The organism is Chryseobacterium sp. T20 (genome assembly GCF_047345655.1).
Classification (GTDB): domain Bacteria; phylum Bacteroidota; class Bacteroidia; order Flavobacteriales; family Weeksellaceae; genus Chryseobacterium.
On record NZ_JBLFDU010000015.1, the window covers coordinates 22,443 to 45,537 of the forward strand.

The window sequence follows — 23,095 nt, forward strand, 5'->3', positions numbered from 1 at the left end:
AATGAAAAAAATAATCATACATCTGGCATTGGCTGCTTCTGTTTTCACGCTTCAGTCCTGCGACAGAACATTCGAAGAAATTAATACTGATACCAGTAAGATCAAAGATCCGTCGGTAGGAAGCCTTCTTGCCCCTATTCAATATGAAATGGGAAGCTACGGATATAACAGAGCCGACGATTTCACTTTTGATATGATGCAGATTGCTTTAGATTTTCCCAATGAAGGAAACTCCTACAGCAGATATTATATGGATGAAAAAAGTGGCAACGGTTACTGGAACACATCTTATAAATGGCTTAAACAGGTAAGTGACCTTAAAAAATATGCTACTAAAGAACAGAATAATAACTATCTGGCCATATCAATGGTTTTAAATGCATGGATTGCCTCTAACCTTACCGATGCTTTCGGAGACGTACCATTATCGGAAGCCGTGAAGATTGAAGAAAATATTTTGAAACCAAAATATGATAAGCAGAAAGATATCTACATCCAGCTCTTAAATGATCTGAAAACAGCCAACGCATTATTTAATACAAACCAGACACTTACGGAAACCGATCTTTTTTATAATGCCAATACCAATAGCCAGACCGGAATTTTAGGGTGGAAAAAATTCTGTAATTCACTTTCATTAAGATTACTCACCAGAATTTTGAGTAGAAACGGAGAAGTGAATGTATATGAGCGTATTCAGGAAATTGTTAATAATCCTGCTCAGTATCCTGTTTTCCAAAATAATACGGACAGCGCAGTACTTCCGATTTCGGGAATATCTCCATACTTACCTCCCATAGCCCGTCCACAGGATTTTACGGCTTACAGATCAGCAGGGGAGTTCTTTGTAAATGCGATGAAAGATAATAATGATCCAAGGCTTAGCATGTTTTTTACTAAAGCTAAAGCAACATCAGGAGAAGATCTTGGTTATAAAGGAGCTCCGTCAGGATATGCTCTGGGAACATCTTTCAACTATCAGCCTTCTAACCTTAACCAAAATCTTGCAAAAGCACCTTTAAAGATTTTAATCATGACCTATTCTGAAGTTCAGTTTATTCTGGCAGAGCTTGTCAACAGAGGAATTATTGCAGGTAACCAGCAGACCTACTATGAAACAGGAGTAAAATCTATAATCGAACAATGGGGAGCAACAGTCCCTGCTAATTATTTCAGTAATACAAAAGTAGCATATGATGGTTCTCTGGAAAAAATCATGCTTCAGAAATACATTTCTCTGTTTTTTGTAGACCATCAGCAGTGGTATGAATTCAGACGTACTAAGCTTCCGGTATTGCCTAATAATGGCGGACTTCAGAACGGTGGACAGATGCCGGTAAGATTTATGTATCCTACTGCTACCAAAGTGATGAATACAGACAATTATAATGCAGCTGTACAATCCATGGGAGGTGATAATATCAATGTGAAAATGTGGTGGAATAAATAATAATTTTAATTGAAAGATTTAAAAATAATTTAAAGATTTAAAAAACTATGAGTATCAATATAAAATTTGTAATGCCATGTATGCTGGTTTCAGCAATGGCTTTCTCACAGGCTTCTGTTTCCGGATATGTATTCGAAGACAACAACAAAAACCAAAAGAAAGAAAACCGTGAAAAGGGAATAGAAGGTGTAGCTGTTTCCAATGGTATTCAGGTAGTTCTTACCGATAAAAATGGAAGATACAGTCTGCCGGTTCAGGAAGATCAGACTATTTTTGTTATTAAACCTTCAGGATATCAGACGGCTTTAAATGCTAATAATTTGCCACAATTTTATTATCACCATAAACCAAAAGGTTCTCCGGCAGATTTTAAATACAAAGGAATTGCTCCCACAGGAGATCTTCCCAAAGAACTGAACTTCCCACTTTATCAACAAAACGAAGACAAGAACTTTGATATTCTGGTTTTCGGTGATCCGCAACCTTACACAGAAAAAGAACTCTATTATTTCAAAAGAGGAATCGTAAATGAAGTGAAAAACACGAAGAAAAATGCAGTGATGGGAATCAGTTTGGGAGATTTGGTAGGAGACAACTTAAGCCTTCAGAAGCCGTATGCGGATGTAATGAAAGAAGTAGGATTGCCGTGGTATAATGTAATGGGGAATCATGATATGAATTATGATGCAAAGGAAGACAAGCTTTCCGATGAAACATTTGAATCCAATTTTGGTCCTGCCAATTATTCTTTCAATTATGGAAATGTACACTTTATCATTCTGGATGATATCCTTTATCCCGATCCCAGGGATGGTAAAGGATACTGGGGAGGTTTCCGCGAAGATCAGCTTCAGTTTATCGAAAATGATTTGAAACTGGTTGACAAGAATAAACTGATCGTTATTTCTTTCCACATTCCGTTGGAACATAATAATGAAGACAACTTCAGAAATGCGGACCGTCAGAAATTATTTGATTTCTTAAATCCTTTCCAGAATGTATTGCTTTTATCAGCACATACTCACATCCAGCAGCAGATTTTCTACGGCAAAAAAGCAGGCTGGAACGGAATCAAAGAACTTCATGAATATAACGTAGGAACCACCTGCGGGGATTGGTACTCAGGAACTCCTGATGATGCCGGACTTCCTACCTCAACCATGAGAGACGGAACTGCAAAAGGTTATTCTTTCATCAGTTTTACAGACAATCAGTATAAAGTTAAGTACAGAACAGCTGGAAAACCGGAAGACTATCAGATCAAATTATATGTTCCAAAAGTGATTTCTTCCTCAAGAACCTCAGCAAAAGTGCTGGCTAATTTCTTCATGGGAAGCAAAAAAGACAAAGTAGAATACAGAATAGATGGTGGAAAATGGGAAGAAATGAAGTACGATGAAACCATAGACCCGAATTTTGCTCTTTCTGTTTTCAAATGGGATTCTACAGAGAAAATTCTTCAAGGAAGAAGACCTTCCAATCCTGAAATGTCAAAACATATCTGGGAAGCAGATTTCCCTAAGAAATTATCATTAGGAAAACACAAAGTTGAGGTGAAAGCTGTTGACATGTACGGAAATGAATTCTCAGCTTCAGAAGAATTTGAAGTTCAGAATGCCATTCAGATTCCTTAAGCTTTTTATTTTTTTTACTATACCTTTTTTTTAGATTTTGAAACCGGTTTCTATGAGCCGGTTTTAATTTTTATCGAGGTTTAGATAAACCACAAAAGTCACAAAAGTTTTTTAAGCCATAACTTTGGATATAAGAAGTACACTTAAGTTGTATAAAATAATCTACGTGTTCATCTTTTGTTAACTTTTATACAGGATGATTGTAACTTTTAAATATTCTCAATAGTAATCATCTTTTGTGACTTTTGTGGTTGAATAAAATATAAGTTAAATCTGTGTTTTCACCGCCTCATAAAAATGTTGTTTCGTAACTTTGTATCAAGAAAAGTATCATTACTATGAATATAAACGGAAAAAATGCCATTGTAACAGGTGGTGGAAGAGGACTGGGGAAAGCTGTAGCGTTAGCTTTAGCCAATGAAGGAGTAAACGTTGCCATTACAGGAAGAAACGAGGAAAACCTTAAAATGACGGTTGAAGAAATCAAAAAATTAGGAGTACATTCAGCCTACGCAGTATTTTCTGTAGACAATGAAATTCAGGTAAAAGCTGGAATAGAATCTTTAGCAGAACAATTGGGAGGAATTGATATTCTGATCAATAATGCAGGAATCGGAGACTTTGGTTCTATTGAAGAAATGCCTTCTGAAACTTGGGAGCAAGTTATTAAAACCAATCTTTTCGGAGTATACTATGCAGCCAAAGCAGCTCATCCTTTCATGAAAGCTAAAGGAGAAGGTGATATTGTCAACGTAGCCTCTACTGCAGGTCTGAAAGGTGGTCCGAATATGTCTGCATATGCCGCTTCAAAAGCAGCCGTAGTATCTCTTTCTCAATCTATGATGGCAGAATGGAGAAAACAAAATATCCGTGTAATCACACTGACTCCAAGTACCATTGCTTCTGATATGAGTATCCAGGGAGGACTTACAGACGGAAATCCTGATAAAGTATTACAACCTGAAGACTTTGCAGAATGGGTAAGAGATATCCTGAAAATGAACAGAAGAGCATTAATTGCAAACGGGTCTATCTTCTCCACGAATCCATAAGAGAGTTAAAATTTAAAGTTCAAGGTTGAATGTTTAAGGTTCTGGGTTTAAAGTTTAAAGCAAAGAACTCTTATTTTTCTTTGGATCATAAAATTCAATAGGAGCGGGCTTTAGCCCGCTTTCTTTTTTATAAAATCTGTGTTATCTGCGCAATCTGTGGGATAGAAAAGAAACAACCTTTCCATATAAGGTTCATTCAGTAGGAGCGGGCTTTAGCCCGCTTTTTCTTTTTTCATACGTCTGAGGCTTTAGCCCAAACCTGGAATTTCTAGTATTTCAAAATAAATCTACATGGCCTTTAGGAAAGAAAAATAATAGAGAATTTATTTCCAGGTCTTTTTATAATACGTTTTGGCTAAAGCCAATGGAATTTGTCTTGATTTTGAAGACAGGCTAAAGCCCGTCCCTATTGAATATCCTGTATGCAATCATCTGCGTAATCAGTGCAATCTGCGGGATAATAAATCATAAAAATCCCCGGTTTCAGCCAAAAATCCCTCTATCATTTTTTTAACCGTAATAACATTAGTATTTTTGCAGCAAATTAGTCACATGCAAAATTATTTAGAATTCAATTTCAAGATTTCTCCATTGCAACCTTGGAACGAGATATTAATGGCAGAACTTATAGAGATAGGTTTTGACAGCTTTACAGAAGAAATTGACGGAATTTTAGGATATATTCAGACAGAACTTTTTCACGAAGATCAGTTGAAAGCACTTCCAATCTTCGAAAACGAAAATGTAAAAATCGAATATTCTTTCGAAGAAATGCCGAATATCAACTGGAATGAAGAATGGGAAAAGAATTTCTCTCCCATCAATATCGATGATAAAGTATTGATCAGAGCAGAATTCCATGAATCTGTACCGGGAATGCATGAAATTATTATTCAGCCTAAAATGTCTTTCGGAACAGGACATCACCCTACAACCCATTTGATGATCCAGCAAATGATGGATATTGATTTCAATGGTAAAAAAGTATTGGATATGGGATGCGGAACTTCTGTATTGGCCATTTATGCAAAACAACAGGGGGCTGGAGATACAAAAGCTATTGATATTGACGAATGGTCAGTGGAAAACTCAAAAGAAAATGCAGTAAGAAACAATGTAGAACTGGATATTGAACAGGGAACTGCTGAAAACCTGGGCAAAGAGAATTATGATATCATTTTAGCCAATATCAACAGAAATATTCTGATTTCAGATATCCCGACTTACGTTTCAGTATTGAATGAAGGAGGAAAATTATTGCTTTCAGGACTATGCTTCTTTGATGTAGATGATATTCTGGAAGTATGCAAAGAAAGCGGTCTGGAGCTTAAAAAGAAATTACAGCGTGAAGAGTGGGTAAGCCTTCTGCTTGAAAAATAACACACCAAAAAACAAAATACGAATATGAAAACTTTATGGACAGCTTTATTTTTACTGATGCTGCAGTTTTTTACAGCACAGGAAAATGAAGTATATGCAGATGGTATCTTTAGCTTTGAAGAAAATAAAACTCAAAAAATCTTTACGGATTGGACCCGCGTGAGATCAGATCCCGGAGTGAATGCTCAGATTGTAGATTCATTGCAGGTGAACCAACAGGTAATGATCCTTAAAAAAGAAAATGCAGTCCTGAAACTGGGAGAAAGAAATGCTAACTGGTATAAAATTTCTTATCAGAAAGGAGAGAATACATTGGAAGGATATATCTGGGGTGGCAATCTTTGTGTAGGCTACCGTAATAAGAATGGGTATGATTTCCTCTTTGGGCTTTCCAAAACAATTGACCGGAAGAATAAAGAAATCAATGAGATCGAAAAACAAAACATTGCCGGAATAAAAGTATTGGAAGGAAATACACTTATTGATGAGGTGTATTTTGATACAGGAAGAGGAGAGGAGCTGAGTTCAGCAGCATTCAATATAGAAAGCAACCACAAACTGCAAAATGTTGAATTCACCTTAAAAGCAATGGTTTCCGGAGAAGCTTGTGGAATAGCAAGTTATGATCAGTATGTTCTTTTCAAAGATAAAAAGTTGATTACCCTTCCGCAATTGACAAACGTAGGGGATGCCGGTGCTTTTTATCACAGTGAAGAGTTTGTTTTTCCCAATGATAAAGGAGGAATTCCCAATGCATTTATCTTAAAAGTGGAAGATATGGAAGTGGATGAAAGAGATAGAGAGAAGAAAAAATATTCATCCAGAACTTACCTTTGGAATGGAAATACCTACAAACTGAAATAAAATCAGTATTGACGAAAATTAAAAATCCCTCAATTAAGGTTGAGGGATTTTACATATAGTGTCAGGGTTAAACTCTTATTATTTTAGAGGGAAATCATCATCATATTCATTATGCTCGTGAAAATTATTTAACCTCAGATATTGATCTAATAAATTGATAGAGATCAGTGTGTGCTTCAAGATGTAGCTTTTTGCGTAAGCGGTATTTCTTCGTTTGTACAGATCTGTGCTCCATAGAAGAATATTGTGCAATTTCTTTTGAAGAGAACCCCAGCCATATCATAGCACAGAAAGATAAGTCAGAGGGGGAAAGATTAACGTTGATTTTTAAAAGTTGCTGGCAGACTTCAGGATAGGTCTCCTGAAATAATGCTAAAAAACCAACACCATTTTTTTTTGCCAGTTGAATGATCTGCTCATGATTTTCATTGAGCTTTCTTTTTAGAATTTTTGCTTCTTCTTCCTGCCGAAGAATAATTGTTTTGCTTTCAATAAGCCTTTTTTTCTTTCTTTTAAACTGTAGATAAAAATAAAGAGACAGCAAAAAAATAAGTACAAATAAAACTCCTCCATACCATAAAAATGTCAGGAATTTGTTTTTCTGTTTTTCTTCTTCTTTTTTGGAAATTTTATTAAAAGCTAATGTGATAGCTTTGCTTTGGTTATTGTCTAAGCTGTCTTTCAGTAAGGTTGCCTTATTTAAATATTCAGATTCTTTCTCAGATTCTTTAAGGTCTTTATAAACTGTGGCCAGCCATCTGTAATTATCTAAGACCAGATAAGGTCTGTTTACTTGTTTTGCCAGTTCAAGAGATTCTTGGTAGGCATCAATAGCCTCATTATTTTTTTTCTGAACATACAGAAAAAAGCCATAATTATATAAAACAACTGCTCTCTGGTATTTATTATGTTTAAACCTTTGGGTTTCTATCAGGTCAAGACTTTTTTTAAAATAATAATTGGCTGAATCTAAATTTCGGTCATACTTTGTATAATGATAGGCTATAAGTGCTATATCTAAAGGATTCTGATCTATTTTCATTGCTTTATGAAGGTAGACGAGTGATGAATCAGTCCGTTCAACTCCGTTGAAATACGATGCCCGGTTTGAATAAACATACCGTAAAAAAAATCGGCAGTCCTGATTATCTTTTTTCAATCTTAAAGCAAATTTCATGGCTTTTGAATTATAACCTAAAGCCATTTTAGGGAGATTCATTCTGTTGTAGACCTTTGAATATTCCTGATTGATTTTACCAGAAAGAAAGTCATCATTGATATCTTTTGATTTTTCCTCAGCATGGTTCAGATATTCTATGGCCTTTTTAAATTCTCCTGTCAGCAATAGACGATTGGCGATATTGGCATATCCCAGAGCTTCTCCTTTAGGGTAATTATTTTGAATGGCTTCTTTTATAATTTTTTGATTCCAAATGATCAGATCCTCGTTAGATATTTGGGTTCTGAGTTCTTCATTTGTTTTTATAAGTAAAGTATCTATTTGCTGTATACTATAGTGTTGTGGAAATAGTTTTGAACAACAGCATGTAAAAACAAGGCAATAGATTATTCTATTAAAATTTTTCAAAGATTTCATCATCATAGAATAAATACTATATTGAGGATACTACAAAAATTAGATATAATGCAAGATAAAAGTGAATTTCATTATAATATAAACTACTGTTTATTAACTCTTGTAATTATGGCTAATATCAGAAAAAACAGGTGGGATTATTAACCCCACCCGTTAGGCATCATAAAGGTTTTTTGATCAATTTTGTGTTTTAGAATCGATATTTGGCTGCAATTTCAAAAAAAGAAAAGAAATAAGAAAATTATAGAATACATCATAGGTACATCATGTTGTTTTACTCTGTGTGTAAGCGTTATTATTAGGTTGTATGTATGGTGTAGGTTCATTGCTTGCATACATTGTATAGTGGTTTTGTAATGGATGTTGTTGTTGTGCTTACTTTGCATGAAGTTTAAAAAAAGAAATGAAAAAATAATCTTAATGTTCGGTATGTCTTTTTCTTTACCAATATTTTTCCAATCTATTAGATGTAAATCGGGATACGAATGAAAATAAAAGTTCCAACATTATATCGTATTGTGTACTGCTCAATGAAAGTTTCTCAATTATAATGTACAAGTATCTAAGTAGCAGACACAGGTTTCCCTAATGATATTTAATGCTAAGAATAATAACTTCTTCAGCAGGATATCAGAATGAATGATTAAGAGTATGAGTTCCAAAGATCTTGAATATAACAGAAAGACTCACTGTTTCCAGTATTAAGTGAGCGCGAAAGGATTCGAACCGAACCTTTGCTGTCCCGATTGAAATCGGGATGCTGTATCCAATTTGATTAATTACTGGTTGTTTGATAGTAAATAGAAACAAAAAAGACTCACTGTTTCCAGTAAGTCTTTCAGTGAACTTCAAAGGATTATCCTCGAACCTTTTAGTTGCTGATCTTAATTGGATTTTGCGTGTATTTTGTTGATTTTCAATCATTTAAAAATGTGATAAAAAGTTCGAATCCTGTAAATATTAGCTTATTTACTCATTTTTATTAGCGCAAATGAGTTGGTAGAGTTGGCGGTATGCCAACTCTATTTTTGTTTTATCTTCAAAATTTTTGGATGATATTTTTAAAGAATTATCCATACTTTTTTTTATTGTTTACAAATTTTTTATTGATCGTCTTTGTAGTTGCTCGTTAACAGTTTAGTGGGGCTGTAACTGTTTCCATTATTAAGGGCAACTTGATGGCACAACTCTCGGGCGGTGGCCTTTTTAATCTTTTTTTCATCTTCTTAATTTTAATTGTTTATAAATTTGGTCATTGGTGACTGAACGATAAATATATTTTTAAAGCCGATAATTTCTTCGTTTAGCACTTACTTTGCGTAATTTGAGAATTAATTTTTAAAACAATTTATAAAAACCAATATTTGCCCTTTCAGAAAGAATATATGTAGTTTTTTGCAAAATATATGATGTTGTTATCTAGGGTATTTGTGTAAAATTCGCTGGCTAGAGCGAAAAAAAACTATGTAAAACTTACATAGTCTTATTCTTTCCTATTAATTCCTACTAATGTTTTTGATTATGCTACATTAATACCTTCTAATATTCTTTTTTAGCTCTTATTCGGCTTAAAGTTGATTGTGTGATTCCAAGGTATGAAGAGATCATACCTAAAGGAATACGTGCAATAATATTTGGATATTTTTCAATAAGATGTTGGTAGCGTTCCGTCGCAGTAAAAACACGTAATTCGTTAGCTTTCTCTTCTGCTTTAATGTAATATGTTTCGGTAAGAATCCTTCCAATAAAATTGAACTCTGGAAACGAATGATAGAGATCTATTAATTTATCATAGCTAAGCACCAAGAGACTTGTATCTTCTACAGTTTCTAATACCTCAAAAGATCGTTTTTGACTAAAAAAACTATATACTGAAATGGCAAGATCACCCTCGAAAAGAAGCCAAGAAGTTGTGTCCTTACCATAGCTATCCAAGTAGTACGATCTAACAATCCCCTTAACAATAAAAAAAAGTGATTTTTGGATTTCATCTATGTCGAGTAGAATATGCTTCTTATTTACTTTTACCAAATGTGTATTTGAAAATAATGCAGCACGCAGTTCTGGTGACATGGAATGGATAATTCCGAGAAATTCCAATAAAGATTCCTTAGCTGTATCTTCTTCCACTGCATTTACAATATTTCTCATTTTACTTCTGGAAAGATTAAATGTATAGTTAGTAACGATATTGGAATTTACGTGAAAAATTTCAATTAAACACACTTTTTTTTGCCTTTTATCAAAAATATTACCTGTAAATAGTGTTTAATTTGTTATTCTGAAAACCATATTACAAAAATTTATTTATGAAAAGAAGTACATTTATTAAAAAGGTATTGCTACTCAATGCCTCTTTATGTTTAGGTTTTAACCTATTGTCCTGTGCCGAGGAGGATTTCGTGCCTGTGCATGGAAATGGCATTCCGGAAAATGACCTTAGAAATCTTCGCAACTTATTGTTGACAAATAGTACTATATACGTTACCTCGCCCAGAAAGCATAGGGAAGCCAGGAAAAATATGAAAATAGTTCGTGTTGAACTCGATCCTAAACTTGTTGAAAATAAAGCTAAAAAAACATTCAAGCCATTAGCTAGGACTAACTTAGATATCATTGGAGCATTGATATTCAAAAAGAACGTGAATGTGGATATTTTAGTTAATAGGGGATTTGGTCACCTGTTTGAGTTAGTGAGTGATGATATAGTTATGATCAGTTATAAAACCCCGAGTTCACTTTCAAGACCTCCAGGACGTGGACAAACGATTTATTACATTTCTGATAAGGATCTGAAAGAAAATAAAAATATTCATATTAACCAACTAAATGCGCAGTCATGAATAACTCGATATATGGAACAACCGATCCTGATTACGAACAGGATGGATTTCAAATTTCCCAAGAAAGATGCGAAGGATTCAGCCATTGTGTGAATATCTGTCCAGTTGAAGCATTGACACTTGTAGAAGGTTATGTAAATGAAATATTGAATATCCGGGCATTATATGTTCAACTTGATACATGTATCATGTGCGGTGTCTGTGAACCGGAGTGCCCAACGGAAGCAATTATGCTGCGCCTGAGCGGTGGTAGTCCGGGTACTACTCCGGGGACAAACCCAGGTTCTGACGGGGGTGGAACAGGAGGAAATTCGGGTGGATCTTTTTCGGCAATTGCACCAGTATCAACAATCAACCTGGAGGACCGACTGAACTGTTTCAACAATGTTGTAGATAATATAAATACAACATATAAAGTAACTTTGAACGCACACAGGATAGACCTAAATTCTGATAAGCCGGGGCATGCTTATCTTACTATTGAAAAATCAAACGGAAACCAGCTACAGAGGTTATCATATGGCTTCTACCCAAAATCCGGTGCTGCATCGGCTACCATGCAACCTACTCCCAGCGCTATGGGAGAAGAATCGAGTGATGAATACCGAAAAAGTGATGCAAGATATAGCCTTTATGTTACCAAGACACAATTTAATGCAATTATTAGCCAGTCTATTGCCCTATCGAAAGTCCCCTATGACCTCAATGATAATAACTGTACACATTATGCTACCGATGTATTTAATTTACTGCTTCCAAGCAATGGACAATTAAATAATAATGGTTTTTTGACACCAGATGGCGTTTATACTTATTTGGCAAATCTGAAACAGGAAGGCAATCCAAATATTCAATTAGGGCGAATCGTTCCGCCAGCTAGCACAAATTGTAATTAAGGATTATAAGTATTAGCTTTTTTGTAGAAAAGTCTTTAAGGATGTTTGACAGCCAGGAATGATAATAAGAAAATCAGGTAATAAATTTATCTTATCTTTTATTGGAGTAGTAGGCTAATTTCTTTGTAGTATTAATATTATTTTATTTAATACTATGAAATCCCATGCGGCAATAATTAAACTTGTTGATAAACCGGATTTTTGCAAAATCCGAGCAGATACCAATTGTGTTACTGCAAATAATTAAGCACCCTTGTAACCAATACATAAGAAATAAATTATAGTGTATATTTAATTTTGTTTTATCTCAATATGATGGGATATATTTTAAAGTGTGGGGCATAATCACTTTAAAAAAAAATCATATGAAACAGGCATATAAGAACATTTTATTATCTATCGAGAAAGAGGAGATAAATGTATCGAGAAGCAAGAAAAGTGCTATTGATGAAGCTTATCACATGGTCTCTTTTCTCGACAAAACTTTAACGGAATTAAAAGCACAAATTAATCTTAAAGGATTTGAGAGTATCCTTGATGAAATCATCTTTTTCAAACGTGTGAAACCTGAAATTTTGGGCATGCTGATGTTTTACAATAAAGTTGTAAAAATAGAGGCATATAGTCCAATAAATTCAGAGCTCACGGAGCCTTATTATACAGAACAGGTAAGGTTACTCAATAAGGAATACAAAAAGCATATTGCTTCTTCTGACTTTTACAGTTATTACCGTACAGGTCGATCTGATAAGGATGAATACTACTTTAGGCTCGGCAACATCAACTATTTCGATGGTGTGGACAGTTTCTTCTTTGAAGTTGACCGTGAGTTTTCGACCTACTACGATTACAAGATTGCACAGATCAAAGCATATGATCTCTATCATTCCTATCTTTCAGGAAAATTCAACCGACAGGAACCAACGGACAATACTAACTTTGATATCAATGAAGATGCTGAGTTTTCCTGGACTGATTCAAAAAATGCACTGATTGAACTTATCTATGCGCTTCATATTTCAAGAAGTGTTTCAAATGGACGGGTGGGGTTACGAAAGATCAGCCAAATGTTTGAAGATATTTTTGAGGTCAGTCTTGGGGATATCCATCATGCATTTTACCAAATGAAATTCAGAGCAGGTCAGAGAGCCCGATATTTACATTTTCTGAAACATTCACTTGAACAGTATATGGATAATGATTTGTAATTAAAAAAAGCCAATTTTTTCAGAGAGGGGTAATCTATTAGATTACCCCTCTTTTTTTTTTACCCATATCTAGTCATACTGTACCCATAAAGTCAGCCTTAAAATAGATTTATGAATGATTTTTCGCAATTATAATTAGAAAAAAAAATTCAATATGACTGCAATATGGGTAGACCCACTGGTAGAAATAGCCGGAAAAACTAGGTCAATTTTGGATCTGTAAACCAAACAGCAAAAGCTATGAATATTGACAGAGTTGAATTTTTGAATTGGATGGAGCGCATTATGAAGCGTTTTGATATCCTTGCCGGAGACCTTGAAAGCAGAGAAAAGAAACGATTGAGTATTGACGGGGAAGAGCTGCTGGACAATCAGGATGTGCTTCAGATGTTAAAGATAACTTATCGCTGTCTGCAGCGCTATCGTACCATCGGCAAGATCAAATACTTTACCATAAGCGGCAAAGTGTTCTACAAAAGTTCCGATGTCCACCAGTTTATCCGCGACAGCTATCACGGTGGCAAATATACGCCTATGTAGGAAAACAGCGGATTGCTACCGCAGATGACATTCAACAAAGTATAGATTCGAACAATGTAAAAACTTTTTATTATGAGCGAACAAACAATTTCTAAAGAAAACGGACAGCAGGTACTGGAAGCATTATCGGATATCCTCCTGGTACTTGATAAGAAAAAAAACCGTATTGAGGCAGTAAAAGGTGTGGATGAAGAAGGAAATCTAAAGACAACTGAGCCAAAGAAGTCAAATCTACTGGATTTTATGAGAATTGATAAGGGAGATGCAATAAGTAATTTCTTTTCCAACTTCTGGCGCAGGCTTAATGACCCGATATCATTCCGGTTTTTCAGGGCTCCTGAAATTGACTTGAATGAGGTTGCAAAAAAATTGCAGAAAGCAATAGACCATCCTACGCCGGAGGGCAATAAACTTTTGGATGCCCTTGAGATTAAGTATGACAACAAATTAAATCAAAAAAATATGGATACAAATCAAAACTCAGAAGGCGCAGCGCCAGCAACTGAAACCAAATCGGTTTACAAATACAAAGTCGAGGATATTGACTGGACAACACTTGAAAAATTTAACCTGAATCGTGCACTACTTGAAAAGAATGGACAATTGGACAAAATGTTAAAAGGGTATAAATCAGACGGAGTTTACAGGATCGAAGGAAATTTTGACAGTGTAGTCGTGAAAGCAGATGCCCGATTGTCACTAAGAAAAGCAAAAGATAGTGATCAGGTAAAAGTCATGACGCATGGTGTCCGAATCGAACCGGATCTTAAAAACCAGTTTTATGGGCATTCTTTTTCTCCTGAAGATAAAGAGAATCTTTTAAAGACTGGGAACATGGGGCGAGTTGCAGAACTCACAAACTATTCCGATGGTACTAAAGTGAAGTCGCTTATCAGCATTGATAAACTCACCAATGAGGTCGTGTCATTTCCAGTGGAGCGTATCAAGATCAGTGAAAAGTTTGGGGGAGTTAAGTTAAATCCCGAACAGAAAGCCGAACTTCTTGAAGGAAGACCAGTTCTTGTCGAAGGCATGGTAAATACAAAGACAGGTGAAGTCTTTAACCAGCAGCTGCAGTATAACGCGGATGCTAAAAAACTGGTCTTTATTGGGCAAAGTGAAGGACAGCAGCAGGGGCAGAATAATGCCATCCCGAATGAATTTAGAGGTCAGGTCCTGGATGAGAAGGATAGAAAACGTCTGGAAGATGGTGAAGTTATTTTTATGAAAGGAATTGTTAATAAAGAGGCCACAAAGGTTTACAATGGATATGTGTGGCAGAATAAGCAAACCGGTAAGCTAGAATTCGATTTTGACAATCCTCAGCAGGAGAAAACTCAGAAACAGGCCGAAACTCAGGGATCTGACCAGGGGCAGGCAAAAAAACAGGATGATACTGCCAATAACGCGCAGAAAAATGCTGCTAAAAAGGAAAATGCCAGAGGGCCGAAAATGCATTAAACCCTGATCTGATGAAAGCGATTATAGCAGAGAAGCCCTCAGTAGCCAATGAACTGGCTCGCATTATTGGGGCGACAGAGAAGAGGGACGGTTATTTTGAAGGTGGAGGTTTTTTTGTAACCTGGGCCTTTGGACATCTTGTAGGACTGGCGATGCCGGAGGAATATGGGATTAAGGGATTCAACAGGGAATCCCTACCCATAATCCCCGTAGAATTCAAATTGAATGGAAGAAAGGTGAAATCTGGGAATGGCTATGTCTATGATGAGGAGTCAAAGAAGCAGCTTGAAATTATTGACTCTATATTTAGAAAGAGTGACAGCATCATTGTGGCGACGGATGCTGGAAGGGAAGGAGAGGTGATCTTCCGGTTTATCTATCAATATCTGGGCTGTACCAAGCCCTTTGAGCGTCTGTGGATAAACAGCCTTACAGAAAAGGCAATAATCCAAGGATTTCAGAATCTAAAACAGGGAAGTGAATTTGATGGTCTATTTGCGGCTGGCAGAGAACGGTCACAATGTGACTGGCTTGTAGGAATCAATGCGACACAGGCGCTTACCATTGCGATGGGTGATGGCTTATTTTCGTTGGGACGGGTGCAGACACCTACGCTCGCACTGATCTGTAAGCGTTTTCTTGCGCATAAAGCATTTGAGGTCAAAAATTATTTTCAGCTGGAACTATCCTTTATAAAAGAAGGAATAAGTTTCAGAAGTCATTCCGAGGATAAGTGGGATGATAAACAAAAGGCCGAATCAATCATGCGGACAATTGAACGCTGTGGGAACGCTGAGATAAAAGAGGTGGAAAAAAAATCGGGTACGATCCAGGCTCCCCTGCTTTTTGACCTTACGGGATTGCAGAAAGAAGCGAATAAAAAGCTGGGTTATTCTGCCGAACGGACACTTGAGATTGCTCAGAAGCTTTATGAAAAGAAATTTATAACCTATCCCAGAACGGGTTCCAAGTACATACCGGAGGACATCTGGCCAGAAATACCCACTTTAATCCTGGCTTTAGGTTCCCGGACATCCTGTAAGGAAGCTGTTGATCAAATCAAGTGGGAACGCTATAATAAGCATATTGTAAATGATGTGAAGGTTACCGACCATCACGGCATATTGATTACTGAAAATATTCCTACCAGGCTGGAAGGAAGCGAAGATGCTTTGTACGATATGGTCGCAAAACGACTTCTTGAATCTATTTCCCCGCCCTGCCACCGGGAGATCACAGACATACGAATCTCAGCACTTCACTATCATTTTAAACTGAAAGCTATCAGGATCACTTCTGCTGGCTGGAAATTGATCAATGGAAATTTTGAGGTGGAAGGTGAGGATCTTGTCACTGATTTTCCTGATCTGCAGAGCGGAATGCAGCTGAATATTGATGCTGTAAATGTACTTGCGAAAAAAACAAAACCCCCGATGCTCTATACGGAGGCAGATCTCCTTGCGACAATGGAAAATGTAGGCAGTACAGTTGAAAACGAGGAAGAACGAAAAATCCTAAAAAACATCGGTATCGGCACACCTGCCACACGGGCCGCTATTATCGAAACCCTTTTTGATAGGGGATATATCCTTCGGGATAAAAAGAGTATTGTTCCCACAGATAAAGGCATGCTTGTTTATGAAATAGTGGGGGACAAGAAAATTGCTGATGCTGCGATGACGGCGCAGTGGGAGATTGCATTCGAAAAAATTGAAAATGGAGAGATTGATGCGGAACTTTTTCATGCGGAGGTTGAGCTCGCGGTACATGAAATAACCAGTGAATTACTGGACGTAAAAAGAGCTTCCGGGGATAATACGGATCTATGCTGTCCTAAATGTAAGGGCAAAGTGATCCTGCGTGAAAAAGTTGTTAAATGCAGAGAGGAAGCCTGTCATTGGGTATTATTTCGCAATATCTGTGGCGTTCAGCTAAGTTATCGGGAAATTGATGCCCTTCTTGTAAAAGGCAGAACCCCATTGATAAAAAGGATGATAGGCAGAAATGGGAAATCCTTTAATGCCTACATACTGCTGGACGGGTCGGGTTCAACATCCTTTGAGTTTGAACAAAAAAAGAAAGGAAAATACAAATAGTTCATGATGTGATTTTGGTTGGTGAAGTCCGGGACCTGCAATGGTTCCGGGCTTTTTTGTGTAATGGGAATATCTTGGCAAGAATAGGAAAGCTTAGGAATCAAAACAAAGATTACTCCATTAGCTGATTAGGTTTACCGCTATAAAGTTTTAAAAAAAATATAGCGATATGAAAAATCATAACCAGGACTATTCCTACTACCAGCTAAAGTTGCAGGATCACATTGATTCCAGTTTTCCCGAGAGATCAGGGGACGTTAAATTTATTAGCCAGCGTGCAAGGTGGGCCGCAAATGCCTATGAGGGAGCTTTCCGCTCAGGTAATCCGATCATTAAATGTAATGAGATTGCTGATCACATTTTATATGAAGGACTGCATTTTTCCAGATTTGATACACTATTTGAAGTGCTGACCTACGAATTTTCGGATGTTTTCGATGAGCTTGATTATCGTGATTTTGCATTAAAGGTCCTTCCAAAATGTGAGGAGATCTTTGGTCATTATGAGCTGACTGATGATTTTGCATATACAACTGACTATGATCTGCTGTATACGGAGCTAACCGGTTTCATAGCCATCTGGATTGAGCAAAATGGCATTCGATAAGAAGCGGAACATCCGCCAGAACATTGAAGCTATCCGGACGGTTTTCTCCATCGAAAAAGAAGCAAGAACAGCAACAAACGATGAAATATCCATACTAAAGCAATATTCAGGATTTGGAGGATTAAAGTTCATCTTGAATCCAGTAGGGCAGCCAGACGATATCAATCATTGGAAGGCTTCCGATATGCCATATTTTCCGCTTACACAGGAATTGTTCGCACTTATCAGGGACAATTCTGAAAGTGAAAACAGTTATAGGGAGTATATATCCAAAATTAGAGGTTCTATCCTCGATGCGTTTTACACACCTACGGAAATCACTCAGAGTATTGCAACAGCAATTAAAGACACAGGATTTTCTATATCAAGCATACTTGAACCTTCAGCTGGGGTGGGAGCATTTATCGAGCCTTTTACTGGCATCGACGGCCGCAGAATATGCGCTTATGAACAGGATTTACTAACCGGGAAAATCCTGAAAAACCTTTATGGCTCCAATGCTGAGATCCGCATTGATAGCTTTGAAAATATGCACGAAGAAGATACAGGATACGACCTGATTATAGGTAATATTCCTTTTGGAACTACTTCTATTTTTGATCTTTCTTATTCAAGAGGAAAAGACGAAGCACGAAAATTTGCTGCACAGAGCGTGCATAATTATTTCTTTTTGAAGGCAACTGATAAGTTAAGGGAAGGTGGGCTCCTTGCATTTATAACATCGCAGGGAGTTCTAAACAGTCAGTCCAATTTTCCTATCCGGGAGGCACTAATGAACGAGCACCGCCTGGTTTCTGCATTACGTTTACCCAATAATCTTTTCGAAGAAAGTGGAACATCTGTAGGAACAGACCTGATTGTTTTGCAGAAGAGCAGCGGGCCACGGTCATTGTCCGGACGCGCACTTGATTTTATGGGAACCAGCGAAAATTGTAATCTGCTATTTAACAACCCCAATCACATCGTTGCGACACGATCTTTCCAGGATACTGACCAATATGGCAAGGCAACTACCATTCATATACATGATGGTGGGACTGAAAGAATTGCAGAAGATCTTCACCGAAAGCTTTCTGAGGACTTTCAGCGGTATTTCGACCTTAAATTGTTTAATGAACATAAAGTAACAGCGATTGACACTAAAGTTTTATCAAAGCCTGCTGATAACATTCCTGAGAAAAATATCATTCATAATAGTGGTGATGAAAAAGCTATACAGCTCGATCTTTTTTCCGATCAAGTGCTCGGAGAAATGTCTGTTAAAAAGACCAAGAGAAGAGGTAAAAAGACGTCTAAAAGCGATGTTACAAAATTTAAACAGCTTTCCTTTTTTGATTCCGGAGAAATCGGCACGGTGGATCAGAAAGATAAACTGGATACTGAATTTAATCAGAATGAAAAGAAAGCCAATAGTCAAAAACATTCGTCCAATTCCTCAAAGAAAAGGGTTGAATCTCTTTCGTTGTTCCATGAAATCGACGATAGTAAGGTTTGCAAAAATGAACCGGAAACTTTTACAGGAGAAGTAAAATCTTTTTATCGGGAGAATACGCTGATTGTTTCAAACGGTAGGGTAGGTAAACTACAAATGAACCGCCGGGACAGAGCTTTTATTTTTCAGCCGATTGAATTATCCGTAACGGACAATAAACGTATCCAAAGTTATATCAAGCTGCGGGACAGTTATCAACTACTTTATGATTTTGAAGCCAATAACAGGCAGGAGGATGTAGAGACCAGAAAACTTTTAAACGAGACCTATGATGATTTTGTGGCTCGGTTTGGAAATTTAAACACGGCAGAGAACATTAAATTTATAAAAATGGATGCTTCGGGGAATGAAATTCCGTACCTGGAGCGGGTGGTTGGCGGTGTAATACATAAGTCCGATATTTTTGACCATCCGGTCAGCTTTTCGACAAGAGAAGTCACGGTAAACAGTGCTTCTGAAGCTCTATCTGCCTCGCTTAACCTCTCGGGTAGTGTTGATCTGGGGTTTATGGAAGAGATCAGCGGGTTTACTGAAAGTGAACTACAGGAAAATTTACAGGATCAGATATTCTACAATCCGCTTTCAGGCAAAATGGAGGTTTCCCAAAAGTTTTTGGCTGGAAATGTCGTGTTAAAGGCCCGTCAGCTGACCGAGTATATTTCCTTGCATCCACAAGACACAGAATCCCTAAAAAGCCTAGAGGCGCTTGAAAAAGCCCGGCCTGAGCCCATAAAGTTTGATGAACTGGATTTTAACCTGGGCGAACGATGGATCGGATGTGATATTTACAACAGGTTTGCCAGCCACCTTTTTGATACGGAAATCAAAATTTACTATTCGGAAAGCAGTGATGACTTTTCGGTCAATGCAAAAGCCAGCAATATAAAAATCACTGAAAAATATGCGATAAAGTCGGAGAGCAGAACATTTGACGGACTGAATCTACTGCGTCATGCCTTAGTGAATACGACCCCCGACATTACCAAAACAGAATATCTCGCGGACGGAACTGCTGTAAAAGTCAAAGATATGGATGCCATCCAGATGGCGAATGGAAAAATTGATGAAATAAGAAATGAGTTTACGGACTGGTTATATCAGCAGAATGATGATTTTAAAAATGAGCTGACAGCACGCTACAATGACCTTTTTAACTGTCATGTAAGACCTTATTACGACGGTGGTCACCAGACCTTTCCAGGACTGGACCGTGCAGCGCTTGGTATTGAGGATCTATATGATAGCCAGAAAGATGCCATCTATATGCTTAAAAGCAACAATGGTGGTATCTGCGACCACGAGGTAGGAGCTGGAAAGACACTTATTATGGTCGGGGGCGCACAGGAAATGAAAAGGCTGGGTCTTGTTCACAAACCGATGATCATTGCGCTGAAAGCCAATGTCCATGAAATAGCCGAAACCTTTCGAAAGGCCTATCCATTTGCTAAAATTTTATATCCGGGTAAAAAAGATTTTACACCACAGAAAAGGTTAAAAATCTTTGGTGATATCAAAAATAATGACTGGGACTGTATCATACTAACGCATGACCAGTTTGGAATGATCCCCCAGTCTCCCGAGTTACAGAAAGAAATTTTAGAGGCAGAACTTCATTCTGTGGAACAGAATCTCGACGCCCTGCGTAATCAGGGAAAAGATGTATCCGGTGCAATGCTAAAAGGTGTAGAAATTAGAAAGAAAAACCTGAACGTAAAATTGAAAACGCTGGAACATGACATTGAAAATCGTAAAGATGATGTGGTTGATTTTAAAATGATGGGAATTGATCACCTGTTTGTGGACGAAAGCCATAAATTCAAGAATCTGATGTTCAACACGCGCCATGAGCGTGTCGCTGGGCTTGGAAATGTTCAGGGAAGCCAAAAGGCGCTCAACCTTCTTTTTGCGATACGCACTATTCAGGAAAGAACAGGAAAGGATCTCGGGGCCACATTCCTCTCGGGTACGACAATTTCAAATTCACTGACTGAGCTATATTGTCTGTTTAAGTTTTTAAGACCCAATGCGCTGGAACGACAGGGAATAAACTGTTTTGATGCCTGGGCCGCTATCTACGCCCGAAAGTCCATAGACTATGAATTCTCGGTAGCGAACAATATTGTGCAAAAAGAAAGGTTCAGGCATTTTATCAAGGTTCCCGAACTTTCACAGTTCTATACTGAAATTACCGATTATCGTACAGCAGCAGATATCGGCATAGACCGGCCCATAAAAAATGAGATCCTTTATCATATTCCCCCAACTGCCGAGCAGGAAATCTTTATTAAAAAATTGATGGAATTTGCGAAGACCGGCAATGCTGAATTACTGGGGAGGCCGCCTCTGTCACCGACCGAGCAGAAAGCAAAAATGCTTATTGCAACGGATTACGCAAGGAAAATGTCTCTGGATATGCGTCTGATCTCTCCACGATATGCTGACGCCCCAGGAAACAAGGCTTCGGTCTGCGCAGGTAATATTGCAAAATATTATAGGGATTACAATGCGCAAAAGGGGACACAGTTTGTTTTTTCTGACCTAGGAACCTATAAGACAGACGAATGGAACATCTACAGTGAAATAAAAAGAAAGCTTGTTCAGGAGCATGGTATACCAGCAAATGAAATTCGTTTTATTCAGGAAGCGAAGACCGAAGATCAGCGTAAGGAGCTGATAAAGGATACGAATGAAGGCAGGATCAGGGTTCTATTTGGATCGACAGAAATGCTGGGAACAGGTGTAAATGCGCAGAAAAGGGCGGTTGCTGTACATCATCTTGACATTCCCTGGAGGCCGTCGGATCTGGAACAGCGGGATGGCCGTGCGGTACGAAAAGGGAATGAGATTGCTAAATTTTTTGCTGGCAATAAGGTTGATGTCTTTATATATGCTGTTGAAAAATCCCTTGATGCGTATAAATTTAATACGTTGGCAAATAAACAGCGCTTTATAGGCCAATTAAAAAGCAATACGATTGCGGTGAGAACACTTGATGAAGGAGGTATGGATGAAGTGTCAGGAATGAATTTTTCCGAATATGTAGCTTTACTTTCCGGCAATACCGATCTGCTGGAAAAGGCAAAGGTTGAAAAGAAGATATCTGTTCTGGAAAGTGAGAAGCATGCATTTTTACGTTCAAAATGGAGTTCTTCCTCCAAACTTGAAAACCTGACCGAAGAACTTGAAACAAGATCCTCGCGGTTAGAAAGGCTCAATGCCGACTGGAACAATTTTCAGAACCGGGTACAGAGGTCTAAGGATGGAAATATATTAAATACAATACAGCTGGATGGGCTTTCTAAAGATGCGGGTGTAAAGGAAATAGGTGCTAAACTCAGTAAGCTGGCTGCTGTATCAAGAACTGGAGGAGATTATGAGGAAGTAGGATCATTATATGGTTTCCGTTTACTTGTTAAAACAGAAATGACCCAAAAAGACAGTTCCAGCCTTGTGGAAAGAGATAACAGGTTTTTCATTTGCGGTGAGGGTAATATCAAATACACCCATAACAATGGTATCATGGCAAACGATCCAGAGCGGGCGAGTCTAAATTTTATCAGTGCGCTGCAGAAACTTCCCGGACTTATCGAGGAAGAAGAGAAAAAGTTAAAGGCACTGAAAGAGGATCAGGTTGTGCTTAACGATATTGTTTCTGGAAGCTGGAATAAAGAGAAGCAGCTCGCGTCGCTTAAGACGGAATTAGCTTCTGTTGAACGTAAAATACAATTATCTTTAGAAACAGATAAAAAGGATGAGGCGGAAGGCGAAGAAGTTCAAGTACTTAAAGAGGAGAAATCAAGAAAAAGCAATCAATTCAAAATCTAATTAACCTTTAGTTCTATGGTGAGCTTGGATGTTTACAATAACAGGATGAAAGGTTTAGGGATGGAATTAATGTTAGATTTGAAAAAAATGAAGCTATCAGCTCGGTATAGCTTCATTTGTTGTGATACTTGTTACGAATGAGAATGATTA

The 23,095-nt window shown here is 37.5% G+C and carries 15 protein-coding genes; 13 read left to right on the top strand and 2 right to left on the bottom strand.

Annotated elements, in window-relative coordinates; all coding sequences use genetic code 11:
- Position 1 precedes the first annotated feature (1 nt).
- The 5 genes from ACMA47_RS22820 to ACMA47_RS22840 all read left to right on the top strand — a co-directional run bounded on the left by ACMA47_RS22820 (position 2) and on the right by ACMA47_RS22840 (position 6,380).
- A complete protein-coding gene (locus ACMA47_RS22820; protein ID WP_413931619.1) occupies positions 2-1,450 on the top strand; it encodes a SusD/RagB family nutrient-binding outer membrane lipoprotein in 1,449 nt (482 codons plus the stop codon).
- A gap of 71 nt (positions 1,451-1,521) precedes the next feature.
- Complete coding sequence (locus ACMA47_RS22825) at positions 1,522-3,084, top strand: calcineurin-like phosphoesterase C-terminal domain-containing protein (RefSeq protein WP_413931675.1); 1,563 nt, start codon at positions 1,522-1,524, stop codon at positions 3,082-3,084.
- 338 nt (positions 3,085-3,422) lie between these two features.
- Positions 3,423-4,136: a 3-ketoacyl-ACP reductase gene (locus tag ACMA47_RS22830; RefSeq protein ID WP_413931620.1), complete on the top strand. Its 714-nt coding sequence runs from the start codon at positions 3,423-3,425 to the stop codon at positions 4,134-4,136.
- Positions 4,137-4,688: 552 nt separating this feature from the next.
- Positions 4,689-5,516, top strand: coding sequence for a 50S ribosomal protein L11 methyltransferase (gene prmA / locus ACMA47_RS22835; RefSeq protein WP_407845838.1), 828 nt, complete (start codon positions 4,689-4,691; stop codon positions 5,514-5,516).
- 24 nt (positions 5,517-5,540) lie between these two features.
- On the top strand, positions 5,541-6,380 hold the full coding sequence (locus tag ACMA47_RS22840) for an SH3 domain-containing protein (RefSeq protein ID WP_413931621.1): 840 nt from the start codon (positions 5,541-5,543) through the stop codon (positions 6,378-6,380).
- A gap of 124 nt (positions 6,381-6,504) precedes the next feature.
- Here ACMA47_RS22840 and ACMA47_RS22845 read toward each other — a convergent pair whose 3' ends face one another.
- The gene (locus ACMA47_RS22845) at positions 6,505-7,968 is read right to left on the bottom strand and encodes a hypothetical protein (RefSeq protein WP_413931622.1); all 1,464 of its coding nucleotides are present in this window, start codon (positions 7,966-7,968) and stop codon (positions 6,505-6,507) included.
- 1,548 nt (positions 7,969-9,516) lie between these two features.
- Positions 9,517-10,128, bottom strand: coding sequence for a Crp/Fnr family transcriptional regulator (locus ACMA47_RS22850; RefSeq protein WP_413931623.1), 612 nt, complete (start codon positions 10,126-10,128; stop codon positions 9,517-9,519).
- A gap of 158 nt (positions 10,129-10,286) precedes the next feature.
- On the opposite strand from ACMA47_RS22850, the gene ACMA47_RS22855 reads away from it, so the two are divergent.
- The 8 genes from ACMA47_RS22855 to ACMA47_RS22890 all read left to right on the top strand — a co-directional run bounded on the left by ACMA47_RS22855 (position 10,287) and on the right by ACMA47_RS22890 (position 22,945).
- A complete protein-coding gene (locus ACMA47_RS22855; protein ID WP_413931624.1) occupies positions 10,287-10,820 on the top strand; it encodes a hypothetical protein in 534 nt (177 codons plus the stop codon).
- Entirely contained in the window at positions 10,817-11,716 is a 900-nt protein-coding gene (locus ACMA47_RS22860; protein ID WP_413931625.1) for a ferredoxin family protein, read from the top strand. The genes ACMA47_RS22855 and ACMA47_RS22860 overlap by 4 nt, the downstream gene beginning before the upstream one ends.
- A gap of 365 nt (positions 11,717-12,081) precedes the next feature.
- Complete coding sequence (locus ACMA47_RS22865; protein WP_002981569.1) at positions 12,082-12,924, top strand: RteC domain-containing protein; 843 nt, start codon at positions 12,082-12,084, stop codon at positions 12,922-12,924.
- A gap of 240 nt (positions 12,925-13,164) precedes the next feature.
- The gene (locus ACMA47_RS22870) at positions 13,165-13,464 is read left to right on the top strand and encodes a helix-turn-helix domain-containing protein (protein ID WP_002981567.1); all 300 of its coding nucleotides are present in this window, start codon (positions 13,165-13,167) and stop codon (positions 13,462-13,464) included.
- 72 nt (positions 13,465-13,536) lie between these two features.
- On the top strand, positions 13,537-14,925 hold the full coding sequence (locus ACMA47_RS22875; protein ID WP_413931626.1) for a DUF3945 domain-containing protein: 1,389 nt from the start codon (positions 13,537-13,539) through the stop codon (positions 14,923-14,925).
- A gap of 11 nt (positions 14,926-14,936) precedes the next feature.
- Complete coding sequence (locus ACMA47_RS22880) at positions 14,937-17,021, top strand: DNA topoisomerase (protein WP_413931627.1); 2,085 nt, start codon at positions 14,937-14,939, stop codon at positions 17,019-17,021.
- Between the two features lie 169 nt (positions 17,022-17,190).
- Positions 17,191-17,628: a DUF1896 domain-containing protein gene (locus ACMA47_RS22885; protein WP_413931628.1), complete on the top strand. Its 438-nt coding sequence runs from the start codon at positions 17,191-17,193 to the stop codon at positions 17,626-17,628.
- Positions 17,615-22,945 carry an N-6 DNA methylase gene (locus ACMA47_RS22890; protein ID WP_413931629.1) on the top strand — a complete coding sequence of 1,777 codons (5,331 nt, stop codon included), beginning with the start codon at positions 17,615-17,617 and terminating at the stop codon, positions 22,943-22,945. The genes ACMA47_RS22885 and ACMA47_RS22890 overlap by 14 nt, the downstream gene beginning before the upstream one ends.
- Positions 22,946-23,095: the final 150 nt, after the last annotated feature.